The sequence below is a fragment of the Acidovorax sp. GW823-FHT02H02 genome (assembly GCF_058797075.1).
Genome location: NZ_JBXAJH010000020.1, coordinates 1 through 22,829, shown reverse-complemented (window position 1 = coordinate 22,829; position 22,829 = coordinate 1). Strand labels below are relative to the sequence as shown.

The 22,829-nt window shown below is 65.8% G+C and carries 21 protein-coding genes; 12 read left to right on the top strand and 9 right to left on the bottom strand.

Translation table 11 applies throughout. The annotated features are described in order from the left end of the window. Positions 1-212: 212 nt before the first annotated feature. The 3 genes from AC1RDS_RS18335 to AC1RDS_RS18325 all read right to left on the bottom strand — a co-directional run bounded on the left by AC1RDS_RS18335 (position 213) and on the right by AC1RDS_RS18325 (position 5,228). On the bottom strand, positions 213-1,190 hold the full coding sequence (locus AC1RDS_RS18335) for a Bug family tripartite tricarboxylate transporter substrate binding protein (protein WP_092700099.1): 978 nt from the start codon (positions 1,188-1,190) through the stop codon (positions 213-215). A 258-nt stretch (positions 1,191-1,448) separates the two neighbouring features. Next, positions 1,449-2,219, bottom strand: coding sequence for a tyrosine-protein phosphatase (locus AC1RDS_RS18330; RefSeq protein WP_348682655.1), 771 nt, complete (start codon positions 2,217-2,219; stop codon positions 1,449-1,451). Positions 2,220-2,312: 93 nt separating this feature from the next. Next, positions 2,313-5,228, bottom strand: a complete 2,916-nt coding sequence (locus AC1RDS_RS18325) for a DNA topoisomerase III (protein WP_348682654.1) — start codon at positions 5,226-5,228, stop codon at positions 2,313-2,315. 131 nt (positions 5,229-5,359) lie between these two features. Between AC1RDS_RS18325 and AC1RDS_RS18320 the strand changes: the two genes are divergently transcribed. From AC1RDS_RS18320 to AC1RDS_RS18310, 3 genes are read left to right on the top strand one after another with little or no spacing between them, the layout of a single operon-like run. Beyond that, positions 5,360-5,944, top strand: coding sequence for an SET domain-containing protein (locus tag AC1RDS_RS18320; RefSeq protein ID WP_092700095.1), 585 nt, complete (start codon positions 5,360-5,362; stop codon positions 5,942-5,944). Next, positions 5,944-6,795 carry a biotin--[acetyl-CoA-carboxylase] ligase gene (locus AC1RDS_RS18315; RefSeq protein WP_287879357.1) on the top strand — a complete coding sequence of 284 codons (852 nt, stop codon included), beginning with the start codon at positions 5,944-5,946 and terminating at the stop codon, positions 6,793-6,795. The genes AC1RDS_RS18320 and AC1RDS_RS18315 overlap by 1 nt, the downstream gene beginning before the upstream one ends. Positions 6,796-6,807: 12 nt before the next feature. Next, on the top strand, positions 6,808-7,464 hold the full coding sequence (locus AC1RDS_RS18310) for a sporulation protein (RefSeq protein ID WP_092700091.1): 657 nt from the start codon (positions 6,808-6,810) through the stop codon (positions 7,462-7,464). Between the two features lie 92 nt (positions 7,465-7,556). Here AC1RDS_RS18310 and AC1RDS_RS18305 read toward each other — a convergent pair whose 3' ends face one another. The 4 genes from AC1RDS_RS18305 to AC1RDS_RS18290 form a co-directional block, all read right to left on the bottom strand. Next, positions 7,557-9,017 (bottom strand): sensor histidine kinase, encoded by a 1,461-nt coding sequence (locus AC1RDS_RS18305; protein WP_092700089.1) that lies wholly within the window; start codon positions 9,015-9,017, stop codon positions 7,557-7,559. A gap of 212 nt (positions 9,018-9,229) precedes the next feature. After that, positions 9,230-9,904 (bottom strand): response regulator, encoded by a 675-nt coding sequence (locus AC1RDS_RS18300; RefSeq protein WP_092700088.1) that lies wholly within the window; start codon positions 9,902-9,904, stop codon positions 9,230-9,232. Positions 9,905-10,043: 139 nt separating this feature from the next. After that, on the bottom strand, positions 10,044-10,973 hold the full coding sequence (locus AC1RDS_RS18295) for an N-formylglutamate amidohydrolase (RefSeq protein WP_092700086.1): 930 nt from the start codon (positions 10,971-10,973) through the stop codon (positions 10,044-10,046). A gap of 116 nt (positions 10,974-11,089) precedes the next feature. Continuing rightward, positions 11,090-12,055, bottom strand: a complete 966-nt coding sequence (locus AC1RDS_RS18290; RefSeq protein WP_348682653.1) for a tripartite tricarboxylate transporter substrate binding protein BugE — start codon at positions 12,053-12,055, stop codon at positions 11,090-11,092. Between the two features lie 110 nt (positions 12,056-12,165). Here AC1RDS_RS18290 and AC1RDS_RS18285 point away from each other — a divergent pair, with 110 nt between their 5' ends. After that, positions 12,166-13,110, top strand: coding sequence for a LysR substrate-binding domain-containing protein (locus tag AC1RDS_RS18285; RefSeq protein WP_348682652.1), 945 nt, complete (start codon positions 12,166-12,168; stop codon positions 13,108-13,110). On the opposite strand, the gene AC1RDS_RS18280 is transcribed toward AC1RDS_RS18285, so the two are convergent. Further along, complete coding sequence (locus AC1RDS_RS18280; RefSeq protein ID WP_348682651.1) at positions 13,083-13,604, bottom strand: MarR family winged helix-turn-helix transcriptional regulator; 522 nt, start codon at positions 13,602-13,604, stop codon at positions 13,083-13,085. The genes AC1RDS_RS18285 and AC1RDS_RS18280 overlap by 28 nt on opposite strands. Positions 13,605-13,744: 140 nt before the next feature. Here AC1RDS_RS18280 and recA point away from each other — a divergent pair, with 140 nt between their 5' ends. Together recA and recX are read left to right on the top strand one after the other, a co-directional pair. Further along, positions 13,745-14,842 carry a recombinase RecA gene (gene recA / locus AC1RDS_RS18275; protein ID WP_026435508.1) on the top strand — a complete coding sequence of 366 codons (1,098 nt, stop codon included), beginning with the start codon at positions 13,745-13,747 and terminating at the stop codon, positions 14,840-14,842. Positions 14,843-14,908: 66 nt separating this feature from the next. Further along, complete coding sequence (gene recX, locus AC1RDS_RS18270) at positions 14,909-15,370, top strand: recombination regulator RecX (RefSeq protein ID WP_026435509.1); 462 nt, start codon at positions 14,909-14,911, stop codon at positions 15,368-15,370. Between the two features lie 174 nt (positions 15,371-15,544). On the opposite strand, the gene argC is transcribed toward recX, so the two are convergent. Beyond that, the gene (gene argC / locus AC1RDS_RS18265) at positions 15,545-16,477 is read right to left on the bottom strand and encodes an N-acetyl-gamma-glutamyl-phosphate reductase (RefSeq protein ID WP_026435510.1); all 933 of its coding nucleotides are present in this window, start codon (positions 16,475-16,477) and stop codon (positions 15,545-15,547) included. 170 nt (positions 16,478-16,647) lie between these two features. On the opposite strand from argC, the gene sucC reads away from it, so the two are divergent. The 6 genes from sucC to AC1RDS_RS18235 all read left to right on the top strand — a co-directional run bounded on the left by sucC (position 16,648) and on the right by AC1RDS_RS18235 (position 22,590). Then, positions 16,648-17,811, top strand: a complete 1,164-nt coding sequence (gene sucC, locus AC1RDS_RS18260; protein ID WP_026435512.1) for an ADP-forming succinate--CoA ligase subunit beta — start codon at positions 16,648-16,650, stop codon at positions 17,809-17,811. 66 nt (positions 17,812-17,877) lie between these two features. Continuing rightward, positions 17,878-18,774, top strand: a complete 897-nt coding sequence (sucD, locus tag AC1RDS_RS18255; protein WP_026435513.1) for a succinate--CoA ligase subunit alpha — start codon at positions 17,878-17,880, stop codon at positions 18,772-18,774. 127 nt (positions 18,775-18,901) lie between these two features. Continuing rightward, positions 18,902-19,588, top strand: coding sequence for a TerC family protein (locus tag AC1RDS_RS18250; RefSeq protein ID WP_026435514.1), 687 nt, complete (start codon positions 18,902-18,904; stop codon positions 19,586-19,588). Positions 19,589-20,007: 419 nt separating this feature from the next. Continuing rightward, positions 20,008-20,796 (top strand): Stp1/IreP family PP2C-type Ser/Thr phosphatase, encoded by a 789-nt coding sequence (locus AC1RDS_RS18245; protein WP_026435515.1) that lies wholly within the window; start codon positions 20,008-20,010, stop codon positions 20,794-20,796. A gap of 43 nt (positions 20,797-20,839) precedes the next feature. Beyond that, complete coding sequence (locus AC1RDS_RS18240; RefSeq protein WP_026435516.1) at positions 20,840-21,496, top strand: FHA domain-containing protein; 657 nt, start codon at positions 20,840-20,842, stop codon at positions 21,494-21,496. Positions 21,497-22,098: 602 nt separating this feature from the next. Continuing rightward, positions 22,099-22,590 (top strand): pilin, encoded by a 492-nt coding sequence (locus tag AC1RDS_RS18235; protein WP_348682650.1) that lies wholly within the window; start codon positions 22,099-22,101, stop codon positions 22,588-22,590. Positions 22,591-22,829: the final 239 nt, after the last annotated feature.

The following is a 22,829-nucleotide window of genomic DNA, read 5'->3' as shown; positions in this document are numbered from 1 at the left end:
TTCGGCCATGGGGCGCACTACACCTGCATCCCCGTATGCCGGAGCAGGCAGTGCCGACTACCGTATGCGCCCAAGTATCGCGCAGCGGGGTGGAGGCACGGCTTGCGCCGGGCCATTGCCGCCGGGCGGGGCCCGGGGCTGGCGACAGAAGGCGCACGGCTTGGACACCCTGAGGCCAACGCCGCAGTCTCTGCGCAGGGTTTGGGCAGCCCCTAATCGACCGACGCACCCGACGCCTTCACCGCGGCGCCCCACTGCTTTATTTCGCTGGCGATGAAGCGATCCAACTCGGCGCCCGTGGTGGGTGCGGGCTCCGAACCCCGATCCCGGATGAAGCGCGCCAGCGGCTCGCCACGCAGCAGATCCACCACCTCGCGGTTCAGGCGCTGGGTGATCTCGGGCGGTGTGCCCCTGGGCGCCATCAAGCCCAGCCAGCCCACGGCCTCGAAGTCCTTGAACTCGGGCACGCCACTCTCGCGCACCGTGGGCACTTCGGGCAGTTGCGACGAGCGCTGCGCCGATGTCACGGCCAGCGGCACCGCGCGCTTGCTCTGAATGTGCGGCAGCGCGGCCGTGACCGAATCCACCATGAGCGGCACCTGCTCGCCCAGAAAATCCGCCTGCGCCGGGCCGCTGCCCCGGTAGGGAATGTGGGTGACGAACACGCCAGCGCGCGACTTCATCATCTCGCCCGACAGATGCTGCGTGCCCCCAATGCCCGCGCTGGCATAGTTGAGGCGGCCCGGCGCCTTGCGCGCCTGCTCCACCAGCTGCTTCATCGACGTGATGCCCGAGCCCGGCGTGGCCAGAAAGATCAGTGGCACCTTGGCAATCAGCGAAATGCCCACCAGGTCTTTGGTGGGGTCGAACGACACCTTCTTGTAGAGCGTCTGGTTCACCGCCATCGCGCTGCCCGCCACCAGCAGCGTGTAGCCATCGGGGGTCGAGCGCACCACGAACTCGCTGCCGATGTTGCTGCCTGCCCCGGCCTTGTTTTCGACCACCACGTTCTGCCCCAGGCGCTGGCCCAGTTGCTCGGCCAGGGCGCGCGCAAAGATATCGGTGGCCTGCCCGGTCGGGAATGGAACGATCAGCTTGATGGGCTTGTCAGGCCAGGCCGCATGGGCCAGCGAGGCGCAGCCCAGGGCGAGGCCGGCGGCCACGGAAAGTACAAGACGGCGATGCAGCATGGGGGGTGTCTCCTTGGGGTTTTTGTGACGGCGTGCAGCCCCGCAATGCGAAGCCGATGCCTGCGGCTTGCTGGGCCCGCCCACCCATTCTGCAGCGACCGCATCCCCATGAAGCATTCACCGTGCTTGCGCGCTGCACTCTGCCCGCCCGAGGGCAAGGTGACACGCGATACGGCCAGTTTTGTGCGGCGAGAGCCTCAGCGCAGGTAATTCAAAAGTGCATGGCAGCGCCTGACAGGCGACGCCCATGGCCACACATCACACTGCCTGCAGATACCGCCCCGCCAGCTCTTTCTGCGCGGCTGCATCCACGCCCAGCACCTCCACCAGATACGCCTGCACGCCACCAAAATCGCTGTCCACCGAGTGCAGCGCCGCATCCAGAAACTCTTCCTGCACGCGCCACAGCACGCGCAGCACCTCCTCGGGGGCGTTGCTGCCCATGCCGGGCGGGCGCTGGTAGAGCGCGTTGGTGAGCAGGTAGTCGTGCATGACCACGTCGCGCGGCACGCCCAGGGCCAGCAGGATGAGGGCGGCGGCAAAGCCGGTGCGGTCCTTGCCGGCAGTGCAATGGAAGACGGTGGGCGCGTCGCTGGCCAGCAGCAGGCGAAACAGCGCTGCAAAACGCGGGGCGTTGTCGTGCACGAAGCCGCGATACGTCTCCTGCATCAGCGCCACGGCGTCTTGCGCAGTGAGCTGGCGGCCAGCACGTTGCAGCTCCAGGGCGCGCTGCACCACGGTGGGTTCGATGGCCAGCGGGTGCCGGGCCACGCCGGGCAGGGCGTAGGCATGGGCCGCGCTTTCGGCTTGGCCACGAAAGTCCACCGCGCGGGCCACGCCCAGCCCGGCCAGCAGGGCCTGGTCTTGCGGCGTGAGTGCCGCCAGGTGGTCCGAGCGGAAAAGGCGGCGCCACTTCACCGGCTGCCCACCGTGGCCGGTGTAGCCGCCCAGGTCGCGGAAATTGCTGGCGCCCGTCAATGGCAGGGAGCGGGTGGGGCTGCTGGAAAGCGTGGAAAGTTGCTGCTGCATGGCCAGGGGTTTGAGTGTGTGGACGGGAGGTGGATCCAGCTTAGCCCATGCGGGTGACAGTCTATGGCCCGCTCTGTCACCACCTCCTGCCCATCAGCCCAGGTGATTGCCCAGGATGCCCGCCAGCTCGAACATGCCCGCGCTGTCCTTGCCGAACACGGCGCGCAGCTTGTCGTCGGCGACGATGGTGCGCTTGTCCTTGGGGTCCTGCAGGTTGTGGGCCTTGATGTATTCCCACATCTTCTTGACGGCCTCGGGCCGGGCCACGGGCGCGGCGCCGATCACGGCGGCCAGGGCAGCGCTGGGCGCCTTGCCTGCGGCGGCCTTGCGGGGTGCCTTGGCGGCAGCGGTCTTGGTGGCCGCAGCTTTCTTGGCGGGCGCCTTTTTGGCTGCGACGGTTTTGCCTGCGGCACCTGCGGTTTTGGTCGCGTAGGCGCCAGCGGCGGGCTTGCGTGGCGGGAACTTGCTGGGCGCAAACTCGAAGTTGACCTTGCCCGCCTCCTTGTCCCACGCCAGGTGGGCCTTGAAGGCGCGGCGCGTGCGCATGCTCACGAACTTGTCGAGCAGGTCGGTCTTGCCGGTCTCCAGCAGCTTGGTCATCTGCTCGCGCTCCACGGGCTGCTGCAGGATGATCTTGCCGCTCTTGAAGGTGCAGCTGGGCGTGGGCTGCGCGGCGGTGGGCACGGCCTTGCTGCACACGTAGTTGCTGCCGTGCTCGTGCACCTCCGATCCGCAGATGGGGCAGGCGCCCAGCGATGCGTCTTCGAACTCCACGATCTCGCCGGATTCCTCGCCCTTCTTGTCGTCGCCAAAGTCGAATTCGAGCTTGTAGTTGTGCGCCTCGTCGTCGTACTTGATGACGATCTCGGACGTGAAGGGCCAGCCCGCCTTGGAGCGGAAGCCCTCTAGCGGGCCGATCTTCCTGTCGCGCAGCAGGGCGTTGGCCTCGGCGGTTTCAAACGTGCGGCCTGCGGGCGACTTGCCGAAGCTGAAGCCGCAGGGCTCCGCGCCTGGCTTGCCCACGCAGGCAAAGCGGCGGTAGTTTTCCTTCACCACGCCGCCGCAGTTAGGGCAAGGCGATTCGAGCGTGGCGTAGTCGCCAGGGATGGTGTCGCGGTCGTACTCCTTGGCCTTTTTCACCATGCGCTCGGTCATGGCGGCGATCTCGGCCATGAAGGCTTCGCGGCTGAGCTGGCCCTTTTCCATCTGCGAGAGCTTGTACTCCCACTCGCCGGTCAGGTCGGCGCGGCAGAGTTCTTCCACCTCCAGCCCGCGCAGCAGCGTCATGAGCTGGAAGGCCTTGGCCGTGGGAATGATCTCGCGGCCTTCGCGCAGCATGTATTTTTCGGTCAGCAGCCCTTCGATGATGGCCGCGCGCGTGGCCGGGGTGCCCAGGCCTTTTTCCTGCATGGCAGAGCGCAGTTCTTCGTCGTCGATCTGCTTGCCGGCGCTTTCCATGGCGCCCAGCAGCGTGGCTTCGGAGTAGCGGGCGGGGGGCTTGGTCTTGAGGCCCTTGGGATCGACCTGCAGGGTGTTGACCATTTCGCCGGGTTTGACCGGCACCAGGTTCTGGCCCTTGTCGCCGTCCTTGCCGCCTTCCACTTCGTCGGCCGCTTCCTTGCCGTAGATGGCCAGCCAGCCGGGCTTGACCAGCACCTTGCCTTCGGTCTTGAAGCTGTGCGGGGCCACGGTACTGATGCGCGTGGTGACGGTGTATTCGGCACTGGGGAAGAACACGGCCATGAAGCGGCGCACGACCAGGTCGTACAGCTTCTGCTCCGCTTCACTGAGGCCACTGGGCGCCTGCAGCGTGGGGATGATGGCAAAGTGATCGCTCACCTTGCTGTTGTCGAAGATGCGCCTGGACGGGCGCACGTAGTTGTTGTTCAGTGCCGTGAGCGCGTGCGGCGCGAGATGCCGCATGCCGCTGTCGGCCAGCATTTCGAAGGTCTGTTTGGCCACCGGCAGATAGTCTTCGGGCAGCGCGCGCGAGTCGGTACGCGGGTAGGTCAGGGCCTTGTGGCGCTCGTACAGGCTTTGCGCCAGGGCCAGCGTGGTCTTGGCAGAGAAGCCGAACTTGCCGTTGGCCTCGCGCTGCAGGCTGGTCAGGTCGAACAGCAGCGGCGATGCCTGAGAGGTGGGCTTGCTCTCTTCGGTGACCGTGGCCTGCTGGCCGCGCACGGCGTTGGCGATGGCCTGTGCTTCGGCGGCAGACCACACGCGGTCGGCGCGGGCTTCCACATCCTCGCCTTTCTTCCACTTGGGGTCGAACCACTTGGCGGGGTACTCGCCCGCCTCGGCGCCGAAGGTGGCGTGGATTTCCCAGTAGTCGCGGCTCACGAACTTGCGGATTTTTTCTTCGCGCTCTACCACCAGCGACAGAGTGGGCGTCTGCACGCGGCCCACGGTGGTCAGGAAGAAGCCGCCGTCGCGCGAGTTGAACGCGGTCATGGCGCGCGTGCCGTTGATGCCCACCAGCCAGTCGGCCTCGGAGCGGCTGCGCGCGGCGCTGGCCAGGCCGGCCATCTGCTGCTCGGTGCGCAGGGCCTCGAAGCCATCGCGGATGGCCTGGGGCGTCATGGACTGCAGCCACAGGCGCTTGACCGGCTTGCTTAAGGTCCCCTTGGCGCCGCCGGCGTACTGCTCGATCAGGCGGAAGATCAGCTCGCCCTCGCGGCCCGCGTCACAGGCGTTGATGAGCTCGGTCACGTCCTTGCGCTTGGCCTGCTTGACCACCGCGTTCAGGCGGCTCTTGGTCTTGTCCACGGGCTTGAGGTCAAAGTAAGGCGGGATCACGGGCAGGTGCGCAAAGCTCCATTTGCCGCGTTTCACGTCGAATTCTTCCGGCGCCTGGATCTCCACCAGGTGACCCACGGCGCTGGTGACTACATAGCGGTCGTTCTCGAAGTGGTCTTCGTGCTTGTCGAACTTGCCCGCCACGGGGGTCAGCGCGCGCACGATGTCTTGCGCGACGGAGGGTTTTTCTGCAATTACCAGGGTCTTGGTCATTTGGGGGCTCTCGCCTGTCATTTGGCTTGCCCGGGCTGCGGGCGCTTCTACAATTCGGCTCTCACGCGCATGCACACGCATACACGCGCACGCACACCTGTGTGCACCATCAAGTTAACAGAGTTTTTGCCATGCCCCGCTCCGCATCGCCTGCCGTCCCCCCCATTGCCCCGGGCCGCCGCATCCAGACCCGGCGCTCGGGCGTGCATGGCAAGGGCGTGTTTGCCGTGCAGGACATTGCCGAGGGCGAGGTGCTGGTGGAGTACACCGGCGAGGTCATCGGCTGGCAGGAAGCGCAGGACCGCCACCCGCACGACCCCCTGCAACCCAACCACACGTTCTACTTCCATGTGGATGAAGACCATGTGATCGACGCCAAGTTCGGCGGCAACTCCTCGCGCTGGATCAACCACAGCTGCAACCCCAACTGCTACGCCGACGAGCGGGACGGCCGCATTTTCATCACGGCGCTGCGCAATATCAAGGCCGGCGAAGAGCTGAACTACGACTACGGCCTGATCATCGAAGAGCGCTATACAAAGAAGCTCAAGGCCGAATACCCCTGCTGGTGCGGCAGCAAGAACTGCCGGGGCACGCTGCTGGCACCCAAGCGCGGCTGGGCGCCGCCGGTGCCGTTGCCGCCGTCCAAGCCGGCAAAAACGGCGTCCAAAAAAGCCAAGGCGGCCTCCAAGCCACGGCGCAAGCCATCGCAGTGATGCAGCAACCTATCCGCTGGCCCGCCGAGGCCATCTGGGAGGCCGTGGCGCCCCTGCTGCCCGGCTTTACCGTCGAGGTGCTGCCCAGCATCGACTCCACCAACACCGAGTTGATGCGCCGCGCACGCGCCGGCCAGTGCGAGCCCACCCTGCTGGTGGCCGAGCAGCAGACGGCAGGGCGCGGGCGGCTGGGGCGGGTGTGGCAAAGCGACGTGGGGGCTTCGCTCATGATGTCCCTGGGACTCCCGCTGGCACCGGCCGACTGGTCGGGCCTGTCGCTGGCCGTGGGGGTGAGCGTGGCCGAAAGCCTGCAGCCCTTGCCGCCCCCCCCGGAGGTGGAGCAGCCGGCACGCGTGGGCCTCAAGTGGCCCAACGACCTCTGGCTGGGCGGCGCTGCGGGCGACCGCAAGCTCGGCGGCATCCTGGTGGAGACGGCAAGTTTCGTCACCCCCCAGGCGGCTACAGCAGCCCGCCCCGCCAGCGCCCGCTATGTGGTGGTGGGCATCGGCATCAACGTGCTGCCGCGCAGCCCCGAGGGCCTGAGCATGGCGCCCGGCAGCCTGCAGGAGGTGGAGCCGGGGCTGGATGCACCCACCGCGCTGCTGCGCATCGTGCCCCCGCTGGTGGCCATGCTGCAGTCGTTCGAAGGCTATGGCTTCGCGCCCATGCAGGCCCGGTTTGCCACCCGCGACGTGCTGCAGGGCCGCGCAGTGACGCTCAGCGACGGACAGGCCGGGATGGCCCATGGCGTGGCCGAAGATGGCGCGCTGCTGGTGCACACCGTGCAGGGCATGCAGGCCATCACCAGCTCTGAAATCAGCGTACGGCCCACGGCCGCGCCCCCCGCCTGAAGGACCTGCCCCATGCTGCGCCTTGCCGCCATCGTCCTGCTGCTGGCCAATACCGGCTATTACGCCTGGTCGCAGGGCTGGCTGCGCACCTGGGGGCTGGCGCCGGCCGAGCAGTCCGAGCCCCACCGCCTGGCGCAGCAGATCCGCCCCGAGACGCTGCGCATACTGCCGGCCCGCGACACCGCCCCGGTGGCCAGCGAGGCCCCTGCCGAGGCCGCCACGGTGTGCCTGCAGGCCGGTGTGCTGAACACGCGCCAGGCCGACGCCGTGCGCAGCGCCGCCGCCGGCCTGCCGCAAGACAGCTGGAGCCTGGAACCCATCACCATTGCCGGGCGCTGGATGGTGTACATGGGCCGCTTTGCCGACGACGAGGCGCTGGAAAAGAAACGCGCCGAGCTGCGCGCCCGCAAGCTGCCCTTTGACCGCCCCGGCAACCCCGCCCTGGAGCCGGGCCTGTCGCTGGGCCGCTTTGGCACAGAAGAAGCCGCCCAGCGGGCGCTGGCCACACTCAACGGCCAGGGCGTGCGCACCGCCAAAGTGGTGGCGGAACGGGCCGAGGCCCAGGGCTTCACGCTGCGCCTGCCCGCCCTGGACAGCGCCACGCGCGCACAGGCCGAAACCCAGCTGCGCCAGGCCCTGGGCGACAAGGCCCTGCGCGCCTGCCCCTGAGACAATTGGAAGAAAAACGGCTGCAGCGCTCTATAGCAAAGCGCTACATGCTGCCGTTTCAACAGCAACCCACCGCCTGTACCCGGGCGGGCTCAGCCCTGCGGAGCATCGGCGTCCGGCGAGCGCGCGGCAAAGCGCACCGTGAACCGCGCGCCCGGTGGTTGCTGGCCCGGGTGGGCATCTTCCAGCAGCACCTCGGCCGCATGCTGGCGCGCGATCTCCAGCACGATGGGCAGGCCCAGGCCCGAGCCGTCGGCCTCGCTGCCCAGCGCCCGGTAAAAGGGCTGGAAGACCAGCTCGCGCTCGGACTCGGGCACGCCGGGCCCCGAGTCTTCCACCTGCAGCAGCAGCACATGGCCAAAGGTGTCGGCCAGCACGCGGGCAGTGACCACGCCGGGCTTGTCGGGGGTGGAGGGGGTGTAGTTGATGGCGTTGTCCACCAGGTTGCGCACCAGCTCCTTGAGCAAGGTGGGGTTGCCATCCACCCAGACGCCGGGGGCGCCAGGCTGGGCTCCGTCGTAGCCCAGGTCGATCTGCTTGTCGAGCGCGCGCGGCACCGAGTCGCGCACCACCTCGATGGTCAGGCGGGCCAGGTCGCAGGGCACGCGGGCAATGCCCGCGCCGCTGCCCTCGGCACGCGCCAGCGCCAGCAGCTGGTTGACGGTGTGCGTGGCGCGGATGCTGGAGCGGCCAATCTGCTGCAGCGAGCGCTTGAGCTCTTCGGTGCTGGTGCCCTCGCGCTGGGCCAGGTCCGCCTGCATGCGCAGCCCCGCCAGCGGCGTCTTGAGCTGGTGGGCCGCGTCGGCCAGAAAGCGCTTTTGCGTGGCCAGCGAGTCGCCCAGGCGCGTGAGCAGGTCGTTGACGGACGACACCAGCGGCGCCACTTCCAGCGGCACGGTGCGGTCGTCCAGCGGCGAGAGATCGTCGGGGCTGCGCTCGCGGATGCGCTGCTCCAGCTGGTTCAGCGGCTGGATGCCGCGCGCCAGCGCCAGCCACACCAGCAGCACCGCCAGCGGCAGGATGACGAACTGCGGCAGCATCACGCCCTTGATGATTTCGGTGGCCAGCACGCTGCGCTTTTCGCGCGTTTCGGCCACCTGCACCAGGGCCAGCGGCGCATCGGGCAGCGGCAGGCGCACCCAGATGTAGGCCACGCGGATCTCCACGCCGCGCAATTCGGCGTCGCGCAGGCGCACGTCGCCGGGCGCGGGGCGGTCGTCGTCTTCGGGTTGCGGCAGGTCGCGTTCGCCCGAGAGCAGCTTGCGCCCGGGGCCCATCACCTGGTAGTAAACGATGTCGGAATCGTCGGCGCGCAGGATCTCGCTGGCCGGCTGGGGCAGGTTGAACTGCACCTTGCTGTGCTGCACCGTCACCAGCTGCGCCAGCGCATGGGCGTTGTATTCGAGCGCACGGTCAAACGGCTTGTTGGCCAGGCCCTGCGCCACCAGCCAGGTCAGCGCCAGGCTCACGGGCCACAGCAGCAGCAGCGGCGTGAGCATCCAGTCGAGGATTTCGCCGAACAGGGAGCGCTGCTCGCGCTGGAAGATTTTCAAGGTTTCAAGCCTTTTTGGCCTCTGGCGCTTATCCAATAAGCGCCAAAAGCTATTATTTTTGCTTCAAACTTGGACACCGCACTCACCCACAGCCGGTGCAACTGGCGCGGCCCAGGCCAGTGCACCCGTGGAACTGGCTTTGCCAGGCCACCGGGTGCGTCCCCCTCCCGAAGGAGAGGGGGAAGGCGCGAAGCGACTCAGGGAGTGCATCCTTATCCAGGAATCTTTTCCAGGCAGTAGCCCAGCCCGCGCACCGTGGCAATGCGGATCGGGCCTTTCTCGATCTTCTTGCGCAGGCGGTGGATGTAGACCTCGATGGCGTTGTTGCTCACCTCCTCGCCCCACTCGCACAGGCGCTCCACCAGCTGCTCCTTGCTCACCAGGCGGCCGGCACGCTGCAGCAGCACTTCGAGCAGGCCCAGCTCGCGCGCCGACAGCTCGACCATCTTGCCGTCGATGGTGGCCACGCGGCCGGCCTGGTCGTACACCAGGGGCCCGTGCTTGATGGCGCTGCTGGTGCCGCCCATGCCCCGGCGCGTGAGGGCGCGCACGCGGGCTTCGAGCTCCTGCAGGCTGAACGGCTTGGCCATGTAGTCGTCGGCGCCGTAGTCCAGCCCCTTCACGCGCTCGTCCACGCTGTCGGCGGCGGTGAGGATGAGCACCGGCAGGGCCGAGCCCCGGCTGCGCAGGCGCTTGAGCACCTCCAGGCCGTGCATCCTGGGCAGGCCCAGGTCGAGGATGAGCAGGTCGAACTCGTTGTTGGTCATGAGCGCGGCATCGGCCTCGCTGCCGCTGGCCACATGGTCCACCACGGCGCCCGATCCGCGCAGCGTGCGCAGCAGGCCATCGGCCAGCACCTGGTCGTCTTCGGCAATGAGGATGCGCATGCGGGGTCTCCTGGTGGGGGGCAGCGGTCTGGCGCCGCGCCTGTGCCACGATTTTAGGCGGCGCAGCCCCGCAAATGCTGCGCACTTTGCCGGGAGAACGCGGCGGTGGCGCGCTGCCCCCCCCGGCCACCGCTGCCTTTCAGCGCGGATCGGTGGCCAGCAGCTTGTGCACCAGGGCCTGCAGGTCGGCCTGCAGGCGGGCCATGCCCTCGGGGTGCTGCGCCAGCGTGTGCTCGTCCATGTAGAGCTTGCGGTTGATCTCGACCTGGATGCTGTGGCGCTGCTGCGCCGGGTTGCCGTAGCGGCGCACCAGCTCCACGCCTTTGTACGGGTGGTTGTAGTCCACGCTGTAGCCGCAGCCGCGCAGGTGCTCGCAGATCAGGGCCGCCAGCGCCGGGCTGGCCGTGCTACCGTCGCGGTCGCCCACCACGAAGTCGGCATGCACGAGGCCCGGGAATTCCGTGGCAAAACGCCCGGCCACCGCGGGCATGGAGTGGCAGTTGAGGTGGATGCTGTAGCCGTGGCGCGCATGGGCCGCGTCGATGGCCGCGCCCACCGCCGCGTGGTAGGGGCGCCAGCAGCGGTCGATGCGTGCGCGCACCTCGGCCACGGACAGCAGGCGCTGGTAGATGGGCTCGCCGTCGTCGGTGAACTTCCAGACCAGGCCCTTGCCCAGGCGCACCTTGCTGAGCACCTTGGGGTCGGTGGAGAGGGGTTCGGTCCATTCACCATCGAGCAGCGTGGTGTCCAGCTCGGTGGTGTCGCGGTTGGCATCGAGGTAGATGCGGGGGAAATGGGCCTCGATCCAGGCCACGCCGAGCGCGGGGGCAAAGGCGTAGATCTTCTCGACATGCGTGTCTTCCGCGCGGCGCAGCGTGGCCAGGTCGAGTGCGGAGCCAAAGTCGGCGGGGTACTGGGTGCCGCTGTGCGGGGAGTCGAGCACCAGCGGCGTGGTGCCGGGCTGGTGCGACACCATGCGCACGGGCGGCGTTGCGCCACCGGGCGAGCCCGTGGCACCGGGCTGGGCTTGCTGGAAGCGGTGGTTGATGAGTTTCAAGGCTGCATGCATAGGCAGAGTGTGCTGAATGGGGGGCGGCCGGCCTCGCCGCCCGGACCCGACAGACCCCATGGTTATTCCTGTGCCTGTCCGGCTGTGGCCGTCGGGCCCGCAGGCCCGTACTGCGATCAGTCGAGGCTGACCTTGGCGAATGCCGCCACGCCCTTCATCTTGTCGATTTCGCGGGCGATCTGGGCCGTGAAGGCCTTGGGCGTCGTGCCCGAGGGGTACAGCCCCTGCGCGGCCAGCCGCTCACGCACGGCGGGCTCCTGCAGGGCCTGGGCCACGGCCTGCTGGATGCGATCCACCGCCGCCGGCGGCGTGCCGGCCGGCGCCACCAGGCCAAACCACGACGGATCGTTGTTGGCGGCATGGCCCAGTTCGCCGTAGGTAGGCACATCGGGCAGCACATCCAGCCGCTGGGGCCACGAAACGGCCAGCGCCTTGACCTTGCCGGCCTTGACGTGCGGCAGCGACGAAGCCACCTGGTCAAAGTACACCGCCACCTGGCCCGCCAGCACGTCGTTGATGGCCGGGCCCGCGCCACGGTAGGGGATGTGCACCATCGAGGTGCCTGTGCTGCTCTTGAACAGCTCGCCCCACATGTGGCCGATGGTGCCGTTGCCCGGCGTGGCATACGACACCTTGCCGGGGTTGGCCTTGAGATATTTCACCAGGTCGGCAAAATCCTTGACGGGCAGCGCCTTGGGGTTGACCACGATGACGCCCGGGGCCTTGACGATCTCGGTCACGCCGACGAAATCCCTGGTGGGGTGGTAGGGCAGCTTGCTGTACACGGCGGGGTTCACGCCATGGGTGGACAGCGTGGCCACGCCGATGGTGAGGCCGTCTGCCGGGGCGCGGGCCACTTCCGCCATGCCGATGGAGCCGCCCGCACCACCGCGGTTTTCCAGCACCACGGGCTGCTTGAGGATGCGGGCCATGGCGTCCTGCAGCGTGCGTGCCGTGATGTCGGTGGCGCCCCCGGGCGGAAAGGGGACGATCATGCGCAGTGGCTTGCCCTCCTGGGCAAAAGACATTCCAGGCGCTAAAGATACGGCAGCCAATGTGGCCAGCAGGTGACGGCGTTGCATAGCTTGTTTCTCCTTTGAGATGCACCGAGGTTAACGAAAGGGACGCCATTGACCAAGCAATGAATATGCCTGATAACATTCCAATCTGGAATGTTTTGAGTACCACCACCATGTCGCTGCGCCGCCTCGCGCCCCCGCTGCACCTGCTGCGCGCGTTCTCCACCGTGGCGCGGTTCGGTGGCGTCTCGCGCGCCGCCGAGGCGCTGCACCTCACGCAGAGCGCCGTCAGCAAGCAGGTCAAGGACCTGGAGACCTGGGTGGGCGTGCCGCTGTTCGAGCGCACCCGCAAGCGCCTGGCCCTCACCCCTGCCGGCGAACGCTACGAGAAGGCCGTGCAGGCCGTGCTGCTGCAACTCGAAGCCGCCACGCTGGAGCTCATCACCAGCGACGACGGCGGCGGCGCGCTGCACCTGTCGAGCCTGCCCACCTTTGGCGCCAAGTGGCTCATTCCACGGCTGCCGCAGTTTCAGCAGCAGCATCCGCAGGTCACGCTGCATTTCGTGCCCTATGTGCACAGCTACAACTTCGAGCGGCCCGAGCTCGACTGCGCCATTCTGTTTGGCGATGGCCACTGGCCTGGCGCCCACGCCCACTACATCACGGGCAACGACGTGGCGCTGATCGCCCCGCGCGCCAAGGTGGCCGACTGGCCCATCCATGCCCCGCGCGATGTGGCGCGCCACACCCTGCTGCGCCATGTGACCGTGCCCGAGGCCTGGCTGCGCTGGAGCGAGACGCACGGCGTGCCGGGCGCCATCGACCCGCTGGCCGGCCCGCAGTTCGACCAGTTCCAGACCATGATCCGCGCCGTGATGGCCGGCATGGGCCTGGCCCTGGTGCCGCGCTGCCTGGTGCAGGACGAAATCACCGCCGGCCTGGTGCGCGAGCCGCTGGCCGATTCCGCCCAGCGCGGCGGCTACCAGAGCGATGTGGGCTACTGGCTCTGCTACCCCGAAGGACGCACGCAGCTGCATGCGCTGCAGTGCTTTCGGCAATGGCTGCTGGCCTGCGCCGCGCCGGTGGGTGCTCAGGCGCCGGCGTCGCCGCCCGCGTAGGCCTCCAGCCCAATGGCCACCACGGTGGCCACGTCGTGGCCCACCTCGGCGCGAAACTCTGCCTCGGCCTGCGCCACCGCGTCCCGGAACGCCTGCAGCCAGGCCAGCCCCGTGGGTGTGAAACACACCCGGCGCGCGCGCGCATCCAGCGGATCGGCCGCGCGCGTGACCAGCCCCCAGGCCTCGCACTGGTCCACCAGGTGGGCCATGGCCTGCTTGGTCATGCACGCGCGCTGGGCCAGGTCGGTCAGGCGGTCGCCCGACAGCGCAAGATGCCGGGTGATATGCACATGGGCAGCGGTCACCTGGTCGCGCGCCGCTAGGTTGGACAAGGCCAGCGGCACCTCGACATTGCGCGCCATGAGCTGCAGCACCCGGGCATCGAAGCGGCGCAGCGCGCTGCCCATGAGGCGCCCGAGGTGGGTCTGGCGCCAGCGGTCGTCTGGCCCCTGGGAAGGCGCAGGGGAAGCGGCGGCAGGGGAAAAATCACTCATGCCAAATTGTCAGGCAAACTGACCAAAAATTGCTTTGTTTTGATTTCACAGCGCGCATAAACTACTGTTCAAGCATCCAGCCTGTGATTAACCGCAGAGCGATGCCAGCATCCAACCTGTTGTTTTTCAAGGAGTTTCTCATGGACGTCGCAGTCAAAGGCACCAACCCCGCATTGCCCGCAAACGCCGAAAAGGCCAAGGCCCTGGCCGCCGCGCTCGCCCAGATCGAGAAGCAATTTGGCAAGGGCACCATCATGCGCCTGGGCGAGGGCGAGGTGATCGAGGACATCCAGGTGGTCTCCACCGGCTCGCTGGGCCTGGACATTGCCCTGGGCGTGGGCGGCCTGCCGCGCGGCCGCGTGGTCGAGATCTACGGCCCCGAATCCTCGGGCAAGACCACGCTCACGCTGCAGGTGATTGCCGAGATGCAAAAGCAGGGCGGCACCTGCGCGTTTGTGGATGCCGAGCACGCCCTCGATGTGCAATACGCCCAGAAGCTGGGTGTGCAGCTGTCCGACCTGCTGATCAGCCAGCCCGACACCGGCGAGCAGGCGCTCGAAATCGTGGACAGCCTGGTGCGCTCGGGCGCCGTGGACCTGATCGTGGTCGACTCCGTCGCCGCCCTCACCCCCAAGGCCGAAATCGAAGGCGAAATGGGCGACAGCCTGCCCGGCCTGCAGGCCCGCCTGATGAGCCAGGCGCTGCGCAAGCTGACCTCCACCATCAAGAAGACCAACTGCATGGTCATCTTCATCAACCAGATCCGCATGAAGATCGGCGTGATGTTCGGCTCGCCCGAAACCACCACCGGCGGCAATGCGCTCAAGTTCTACGCCTCGGTGCGCCTGGATATCCGCCGCACCGGCACCATCAAGAAGGGCGACGACGCCATCGGCAACGAAACCAAGGTGAAGGTGGTCAAGAACAAGGTGAGCCCGCCCTTCAAGACGGCCGAGTTCGACATCCTGTTCGGCGAAGGCATCAGCCGCGAGGGCGAGATCATCGACATGGGCGTGAACGCCAAGATCGTCGAGAAGGCCGGCGCCTGGTATGCCTACAACGGCGAAAAGATCGGCCAGGGCCGCGACAACGCCCGCGAGTTCCTGCGCGAGAACCCCGACCTGGCCCGCGAGATCGAGAACAAGGTGCGCGAGAGCCTGGGCATCGCGCTGCTGCCTGCCGCCCTGCAAGCCGCACCCGCCGGCAAGCCCGCCAAGGGCGAGAAGGAAGACAAGTAAGCAAGGCAAGCAGCTGGCGCTTGTCCGATAAGCGCCAGTAGCCATCCATAGCAGAGCATCACCGCCATGGGCTTTGGCACCCTTTCCCTCAAGGGCCGCGCACTGCGGCTGCTGGCCCAGCGCGAGCATTCGCGCGCCGAGCTGGCCACCAAGCTGGCGCGCCATGTGCAAGAGGGCGATGACCTGAACGCCGTGCTCGACGAGTTGCAGGCCAAGGATTTCATCAACGCCGCGCGCGTGGCCGAATCGCTGGTGCACCGCCGCGCCGCGCGGCTGGGCACGCAGCGCCTGGTGCACGAGCTGCGCGGCAAGGGGCTCGACGATGATCTGGTGCGCGCCACGGCCGAACGCCTGCGCGCCACCGAACAGGAGCGCGCCCAGGCCGTCTGGCGCCAGCGCTTTGGCCGCGTGGCCACCGATGCGCAGGAGCGGGCGCGGCAGATGCGCTTTCTGGCCGCGCGCGGTTTTGCGGGCGATGTGGTGCGCCGCGTGGTGCAGTGCGGCAGCCCGGACGAAGAAGTGGAGTGAAAGCGCGGGAGAGGTTGCGGCAATCCTCCGTGGCCGGCTTCACCGCAGAATTGAAACCAGAAAAGCCGAAAGCACCTTGCCGATAAGCGCCGCCAGCTCTTCAATAATGCGCAAATCCGTCGCCGAATCTGCCCATCCGCTGTGCAACGCTCCGCAGCCGCGGGGCCTGCCGGCTCACAGACCCAGCATCAACTGCAGGTTTTGCACCGCCGCACCGCTGGCACCCTTGCCCAGGTTGTCGAGGCGGGCCACCAGCACCGCGTGGCGATAAGTTTCATTGGCGAACACGCGCAGCTCCAGCCGGTTGGTGTCGTTGAGCGCGGTGGGTTCGAGCTTGCCGTCTTCGGTGGGCGGCAGAACGCTCACCCATTGCGCAGGCGTGTTGCTTTGCGCGTAGTGCGCCGCCAGCGCGTCGTGCAGATCGGCCGCCTTGGGCTGGCCCGGCAGCAGATCCAGGTGCAGGGGCAGTTGCACCAGCATGCCCTGGCGGAAGTTGCCAACAGCGGGCACAAAAATGGGCCGGCGTGTCAGCCCGGTGTATTTCAGGATCTCCGGCAGGTGCTTGTGCGACAGGCCCAGCGCATACAGCTCGAACGGCGCCGCCTGGCCCTGCTCATAGGCTTCGATCATGGTGCGGCCGCCGCCCGAGTAGCCACTGACCGAGGGCAGCGCAAGCGGAAAGTCCTTCGGCACCAGGCCTGCATCGACCAGCGGGCGCAGCAAGGCAATGGCACCGGTGGCATAGCAGCCGGGGTTGGAGACGCGCAGCGCCTCGCGCACGGCCTGCGCCTGGCCCGCGGCCAGCTCGGGGAAACCAAACACCCAGCCGGGCGCAGTGCGGTGCGCGGTGCTGGCGTCGATCACCTTGACCTGGCGGCCGGTGGTCTTTTCGATGTCATCGACCATGGCCACGGTCTCGCGTGCGGCATCGTCGTGCAGGCACAGCACCACCAGATCGACACCCGCAATCAGGTCGCGCTTGGCAGCGGGGTCCTTGCGCAACGCAGGGGCAATGCTCACCAGCTCGACCTGCGGCATGGCCTGCAGGCGCTCGCGGATCTGCAGGCCCGTGGTGCCGGCTTCGCCATCAATAAAGATTCTGGACATCGGAAAGCTCCTGCAAGGGGGTGATTGCGCGCTGACCCACCCCTGTAAGCTTGGCACAAGGGATGGTGCATTGCAGCATGATACAGTCGCCGGCTGCCATGTCCCCGCCCGCGGCCAGACAATAGTCCATGGTAAACGGGTAAATACCACCCTTCCCTGAGAGAGACCTCATGAAGATTCACGAATACCAAGGCAAGGAAATCTTGCGCAATTTTGGTGTGCCCGTTCCGCGTGGCATTCCCGCATTCACGGTGCAAGAAGCCGTTGAAGCAGCCCAGAAGCTCGGCGGCCCCGTGTGGGTGGTCAAGGCCCAGATCCACGCCGGTGGCCGTGGCAAGGGCGGCGGCGTGAAGGTTGCCAAGACCATCGACGACGTCAAGCGCCTCGCTGGCGACATCCTGGGCATGCAGCTCAAGACGCACCAGACCGGCCCCGAAGGCCAGAAGGTCCGCCGCCTGTACATCGAAGACGGCGCCGACATCAAGAACGAACTGTATGTGTCGCTGGTGACCGACCGCGCCACGCAGAAGGTGGCCCTGATCGCTTCGTCCGAGGGCGGCATGGACATCGAGGAAGTGGCCCACTCCACGCCCGAGAAGATCATCACCGAGATGATCGATCCCCTGACCGGCATCACCGCCGAGCAGAGCAAGAAGGTGGCAGCCGCCATCGGCCTGACCGGCGCCTCCATCGACCAGGCCGTGGACATCTTCGCCAAGATCTACAAGTGCTACATGGACACCGACGCGTCGCTGGTGGAAATCAACCCGCTGAACTGCGACTCCAAGGGCAACCTGATGGCCCTGGACGCCAAGTTCAACTTTGACGCCAACGCCCTGTTCCGCCACCCCGAAATCGTGGCCTTCCGCGATCTGGACGAAGAAGATCCGGCCGAAGTGGAAGCCTCCAAGTTCGACCTGGCCTACATCAGCCTGGACGGCAACATCGGCTGCCTGGTGAACGGCGCCGGCCTGGCCATGGCCACCATGGACACCATCAAGCTGTTCGGCGGCGAGCCTGCCAACTTCCTGGACGTGGGCGGCGGCGCTACCCCCGAGAAGGTCACCGAAGCCTTCAAGATCATGCTCAAGAACCCCAAGGTCGAGGGCATCCTGGTCAACATCTTCGGCGGCATCATGAAGTGCGACACCATCGCCACCGGCGTGATCACCGCCTGCAAGGCCGTGAACCTGAACGTACCGCTGGTCGTGCGCATGAAGGGCACGAACGAAGAGCTGGGCAAGAAGATGCTGGCCGAAAGCGGCCTGCCCATCATCGCTGCAGACACCATGGCCGAAGCTGCGACCAAGATCGTTGCTGCCGTGTCCAAATAATTTTGCGGGACAGACCGCAGGCCGCGCAGCGGACAAGCTCTGTCCCCAACTGAATAGGTAACTCTCATGTCGATCTACATCAACAAAGACACCAAGGTCATCACCCAGGGCATCACGGGCAAGACTGGCCAGTTCCACACCGAAAAGTGCCAGGAATACGCGAACGGCAAGAACGCCTTCGTGGCCGGCGTGAACCCCAAGAAGGCCGGCGAGTCGATCTTCAACATCCCGATCTACGCCTCCGTCAAGGAAGCCGCGCAGCAGACCGGCGCCACCGTGTCGGTGATCTACGTGCCGCCCGCAGGCGCCGCCGACGCCATCTGGGAAGCCGTCGAAGCCGACCTGGACATGGCGATTTGCATCACCGAAGGCATTCCGGTCAAGGACATGCTGATGGTGCGCAACAAGATGAAAGCCAAGGAAGCCGCTGGCGGCAAGAAGACCCTGCTGCTGGGTCCCAACTGCCCCGGCCTGATCACGCCCGACGAGATCAAGATCGGCATCATGCCCGGCCACATCCACCGCAAGGGCCGCATCGGCGTCGTGAGCCGCTCGGGCACGCTGACGTACGAAGCCGTGGCCATGCTGACCGAAGTCGGCCTGGGCCAGTCGAGCGCCGTGGGCATTGGTGGCGACCCCATCAATGGCTTGAAGCACATCGACGTGATGAAGGCTTTCAACGACGATCCGGACACCGACGCCGTCATCATGATTGGCGAAATCGGCGGTCCCGATGAAGCCGAAGCCGCCCAGTGGTGCAAGGCCAACATGAAGAAGCCTATCGTGGGCTTCATCGCTGGCGTGACCGCCCCTCCCGGCAAGCGCATGGGCCATGCCGGCGCGCTGATCTCCGGTGGCGCCGACACGGCCGATGCCAAGCTCGCCATCATGGAAGAGTCGGGTTTCATCATCACCCGCAACCCGTCGGAACTGGGCAAGCTGCTCAAGGCCCAGCTGAAGTAATTCTCGTAAGCAGAATTACGGACGACCCGGGCGCCCTCGCCCGATAAACTGGCTGCTCCAAAAAAACAGAAGCGCCCGAAACCAAGGTTTCGGGCGCTTCTTGCATTCATAACAATGGAGTGAAGTCATGGAATTTCTGCACAGTGCCGATTTCTGGATCGGTCTCATCAAGATCGTCTGGATCAACATCATCCTGTCCGGTGACAACGCGGTTGTCATTGCACTGGCCGCGCGCTCCCTGCCGCCGCACCAACAGCGCAAGGCGGTTTTCTGGGGCTCCGGCGCGGCCGTGGTGTTGCGCATCGTGCTGACAGTGGTGGCTGCCAAGCTGCTGGAGCTGTCGTTCCTGCAGATCGTGGGCGGCTGCCTGCTGCTGTGGATCGGCCTGCAACTGCTCAGCGACGACGGCGACGAGGAGGGCGAATCCAAGTCCCACGGCAACCTCATGGCCGCCGTGCGCACCATCCTGATTGCCGACCTGGTGATGAGCCTGGACAACGTGATTGCCGTGGCCGCCGCCGCCCATGGCAACCTGGTGCTGCTGGTGCTGGGCCTGGCCATCAGCATTCCGCTGGTGATCTTTGGCAGCACGCTGATGATCAAGCTGATGGAACGCTTTCCGGTCATCGTGGTCCTGGGTGCGGCCCTGATCGGCTGGGTGGGCGGCGAAACCATTGTCAGCGACGCCTCATTGCACGACTTTGCAGTGGCACACCCGGCCCTGCACTACGTGGCCGCCGCACTGGGCGCCACGTTCGTGGTGGGCATCGGAAAATTCTGGCCACGTCTCCGGCGTGCCGCGTCCTCACAGTAACCAAGACGGCATGGGTTGTGACAAAAATGACACACCCATGACACACCCATGACACCCCGCTCCCCGCCTCGGCGGAAAAAAGGGCCGGCATGGAGCGCCGCCCCTGCCAACCAGGGCAGATGACCCCTTGGCGATGCCCAGGCCGACGCGGGCGCAGAAATTGCTTTTAACCCGTGCCCCACCGTACGACCGAGAGCCGTTGTTGATCATGCAAAGCCATCGCCATCCATGAACCCAGGCATGGTCCCGATTCCTGCCGCCATGGCACGGCCAGACAAAGCACTCGTCTATGATGCGAAGCACGATGCCAATGGGCCAGACATGGCAGATTTCCAGACACCGGCGCTGGAACTTGCCACGCTCCGCAATTCGGGGCTTCCACCGAATTCGGCTGCCTGACGACGCACGCGGCAACCTCCATGACCTATGAATTTTTTGCCCGCACCGACTGCGGACGGGTGCGCAACAACAACGAAGATGCGGTGGCCATCGACCGTGATGCGCGCATCACAATTCTGGCGGACGGCATGGGCGGCTACAACGCGGGTGAAGTGGCCAGCGCCATGGCCACCACCTTCATTCGCACGGAGATGGCGCGCTGGCTGGCCCAGGCCGGCAAGAATGCACCGGCTGCCGATGTACGCAGGGCGCTTGAGATCTGCGTCGAAAACGCCAACCATGCCGTGCTGGGCGCATCCCTTTCCAACCCCCTTTATGCAGGCATGGGCACCACGCTGGTCGTGGGTGTTTTTCGGGATGCCCGGCTCATCCTGGGGCACATCGGCGACTCGCGCTGTTACCGCCTGCGCGGCGGCGTTTTGCAGCAAATCACGCGCGACCACTCGTGGCTGCAGGAACAGGTGGACGCCGGCTTGCTCACGCCCCAGCAGGCCGCCGCATCCAGCAGCCGCAACCTCGTCACGCGTGCGCTGGGCGTAGAACCCCACGTGCAGATGGAAGTGAACGAGTTCCAGGTGGCCCCGGACGATTTGTTCCTCATGTGCTCGGACGGCCTGACCGACATGGTTTCCGATGCCGACCTGGCGGAAATGGTGCGCGCACCCCTGTCACTCGAAGAAAAAGCCACGCTGCTCATCGACACCGCCAATGCCCATGGAGGGCGCGACAACATCAGCGTGCTGCTCGTGCACATGGCGGCAGGCGGCAAAAAACGAGGTTTCATGTCCCGGTTGATCAGGACCGCATGATGCCGCTCAACCCCCCAATACCCCAACACCGCAGGAGTGGATCATGCCCAGAATGATCGTTTCGATCGACAGCGTCGTCATCAAGGACGTCGAATTGACCAAGGAGCGGACCACGCTGGGTCGGCGCCCCTACAACGATATCGTGATCGACAACCTGGCCGTCAGCGGCGAGCACGCCGTCATCCACATGGCCGATGGCGGCGTGGAAATTGAAGACCTGGGCAGCACCAACGGCACCTATGTCAACGCCAAGTCCGTCAAGCGCCAGGAACTGCGCAACGGTGACGTCATTGAAGTCGGCAAATACAAGATCCGCTTCCTCCAGGAGGCCGAGGGCGAAAATTTCGAAAAAACCATGCTCTTCAAGCCAGGCATGGTGCCACCGCTTGCGGCAGCCTCCCGCGCTGCAACAGCGCCCACTCCGCCTGCAGCCAAGCAGCCTGCGGCGATCATCCGGGTGATGTCGGGCGCGGCGGCCGGGCGCGAGGTGATCCTGCAGAAAGTGGTCACCACCATCGGCAAGCCCGGCGTGGCCGTGGCCTCCATCACCAAGCGCCACCAGGGCCATGTGCTGGCGCATGTCGAAGGCCCCGACATGCCCCTGGTCAACGGTGCCGCCATCGGCGCTACCCCCCTGCCCCTCAAGCACGGCGACCGGATCACACTCGCAGGCACGGAAATGCAGTTCGAGCTGGCGTGATGCTTCGGGCGTGTGGCTGGCTTGCCATCCCTGCGCCCCTATTCGCTTGGAATGCAGACCGGGCGGTTGAGCGCATCACAACCCAGAGTAAGGCGGTGGCCTGAAAGTTCGCGAGTTGGGCTGCTCGGGCGCCATTGCCCAGCGCAGCCTGCACCTGGCACCCCACACCCTGGCGCAACTGCAAACCGGCAAACCGTGCCCCCTCTACATCACGCACACCAAGCCGTCCGAGACGCAACTGATCGTCGAAGAACTCCGCCACTTCGACGCCATTGCGCAGCCCGGCGGCCGTGCCCCGCATGACATTTCGTGGCTACAGACGGGGCAAGAGTTTGAGGTGCGAACGCCAGTTGCCAGCAGGCGCAGCACACGATATGTAAGCCGATCTTGCATTTCGTGACACACATGGCAGACAAAAATGTCTCCCGCCGGGTGCGACATTGCCGGCGCCCCTGCGCATTCATATTTTTATCAGCCCACCGAAAGCACTCAGATACGCCTTGTTGCACTCTCCAGTGTGGCACGGATACTGCTTATATCTGCACGAACCTGAAGAATTCTTCTGCAGGTTTTCATTTGCAATTGACTCCGAGGAGAAATTTATGAAGCGTTCCATGCAAAAGGGTTTTACCCTGATCGAATTGATGATCGTGGTTGCGATCATCGGTATTCTGGCTGCCGTGGCTCTCCCTGCTTATCAGGACTACACCAAGCGCGCCAAAATGTCTGAAGTGATTCTGGCTGCATCTTCTTGCCGCACCGGAGTTACCGAGGCATACCAGGCATTGACTGCATCGACCGCTCCAGCTGCGGACGCTTGGGGCTGCGAAAGTGCATCGGCAACGAGCAAATATGTTTCCGCAATCCACACCGACGCAAATGGGTTGATTAAAGTCACCATCGCTGCTGGTATTGATCCAAATGCAACGGGTAAAATTGTTCTGCTTCAGCCGCAGGATGCTACAGGAGTCAAATTGACCACAACGAACATTCCAACTGCAGTTGGCCAGTGGGGTTGTGGTGCTAGCAGCACTGATATTTCTGCAATTACCAAGTTTTTGCCTGCAACTTGCCGCGCCACTATTACCCCCTAACGATTTAAAGTGCTGCCTCCAAGGGAATAAGTGCCTTGGGTAGCGGCCAAAGTGGAGTTTGAAGAGTACTGAACGAACTTCGGATAACATCACAAAAAGGCCCTGACGGGAGACTGTCGGGGCTTTTCAATTGGTTCTGTCGCCTGAGCGGTTTAATCTCCTGGCGGATTCAAAAGTGAAGTGCAACACCTGCCAACCTGTAAGGTCAGCAGATGCACTCCTTCCCTTCGCAGTACCGC

What these genes read in the sequence shown, in the direction of transcription:
- AC1RDS_RS18295 (WP_092700086.1), bottom strand. Translation starts at nt 10,973, where the DNA reads ATGCATGCAGCCTTGAAACTCATCAACCACCGCTTCCAGCAAGCCCAG.
- AC1RDS_RS18315 (WP_287879357.1), top strand. Translation starts at nt 5,944, where the DNA reads ATGCAGCAACCTATCCGCTGGCCCGCCGAGGCCATCTGGGAGGCCGTG.
- AC1RDS_RS18320 (WP_092700095.1), top strand. Translation starts at nt 5,360, where the DNA reads ATGCCCCGCTCCGCATCGCCTGCCGTCCCCCCCATTGCCCCGGGCCGC.
- sucC (WP_026435512.1), top strand. Translation starts at nt 16,648, where the DNA reads ATGAAGATTCACGAATACCAAGGCAAGGAAATCTTGCGCAATTTTGGT.
- AC1RDS_RS18290 (WP_348682653.1), bottom strand. Translation starts at nt 12,055, where the DNA reads ATGCAACGCCGTCACCTGCTGGCCACATTGGCTGCCGTATCTTTAGCG.
- AC1RDS_RS18280 (WP_348682651.1), bottom strand. Translation starts at nt 13,604, where the DNA reads ATGAGTGATTTTTCCCCTGCCGCCGCTTCCCCTGCGCCTTCCCAGGGG.
- AC1RDS_RS18285 (WP_348682652.1), top strand. Translation starts at nt 12,166, where the DNA reads ATGTCGCTGCGCCGCCTCGCGCCCCCGCTGCACCTGCTGCGCGCGTTC.
- AC1RDS_RS18250 (WP_026435514.1), top strand. Translation starts at nt 18,902, where the DNA reads ATGGAATTTCTGCACAGTGCCGATTTCTGGATCGGTCTCATCAAGATC.
- AC1RDS_RS18245 (WP_026435515.1), top strand. Translation starts at nt 20,008, where the DNA reads ATGACCTATGAATTTTTTGCCCGCACCGACTGCGGACGGGTGCGCAAC.
- sucD (WP_026435513.1), top strand. Translation starts at nt 17,878, where the DNA reads ATGTCGATCTACATCAACAAAGACACCAAGGTCATCACCCAGGGCATC.
- AC1RDS_RS18310 (WP_092700091.1), top strand. Translation starts at nt 6,808, where the DNA reads ATGCTGCGCCTTGCCGCCATCGTCCTGCTGCTGGCCAATACCGGCTAT.
- AC1RDS_RS18330 (WP_348682655.1), bottom strand. Translation starts at nt 2,219, where the DNA reads ATGCAGCAGCAACTTTCCACGCTTTCCAGCAGCCCCACCCGCTCCCTG.
- recX (WP_026435509.1), top strand. Translation starts at nt 14,909, where the DNA reads ATGGGCTTTGGCACCCTTTCCCTCAAGGGCCGCGCACTGCGGCTGCTG.
- AC1RDS_RS18240 (WP_026435516.1), top strand. Translation starts at nt 20,840, where the DNA reads ATGCCCAGAATGATCGTTTCGATCGACAGCGTCGTCATCAAGGACGTC.
- AC1RDS_RS18300 (WP_092700088.1), bottom strand. Translation starts at nt 9,904, where the DNA reads ATGCGCATCCTCATTGCCGAAGACGACCAGGTGCTGGCCGATGGCCTG.
- AC1RDS_RS18335 (WP_092700099.1), bottom strand. Translation starts at nt 1,190, where the DNA reads ATGCTGCATCGCCGTCTTGTACTTTCCGTGGCCGCCGGCCTCGCCCTG.
- AC1RDS_RS18325 (WP_348682654.1), bottom strand. Translation starts at nt 5,228, where the DNA reads ATGACCAAGACCCTGGTAATTGCAGAAAAACCCTCCGTCGCGCAAGAC.
- AC1RDS_RS18235 (WP_348682650.1), top strand. Translation starts at nt 22,099, where the DNA reads ATGAAGCGTTCCATGCAAAAGGGTTTTACCCTGATCGAATTGATGATC.
- argC (WP_026435510.1), bottom strand. Translation starts at nt 16,477, where the DNA reads ATGTCCAGAATCTTTATTGATGGCGAAGCCGGCACCACGGGCCTGCAG.
- recA (WP_026435508.1), top strand. Translation starts at nt 13,745, where the DNA reads ATGGACGTCGCAGTCAAAGGCACCAACCCCGCATTGCCCGCAAACGCC.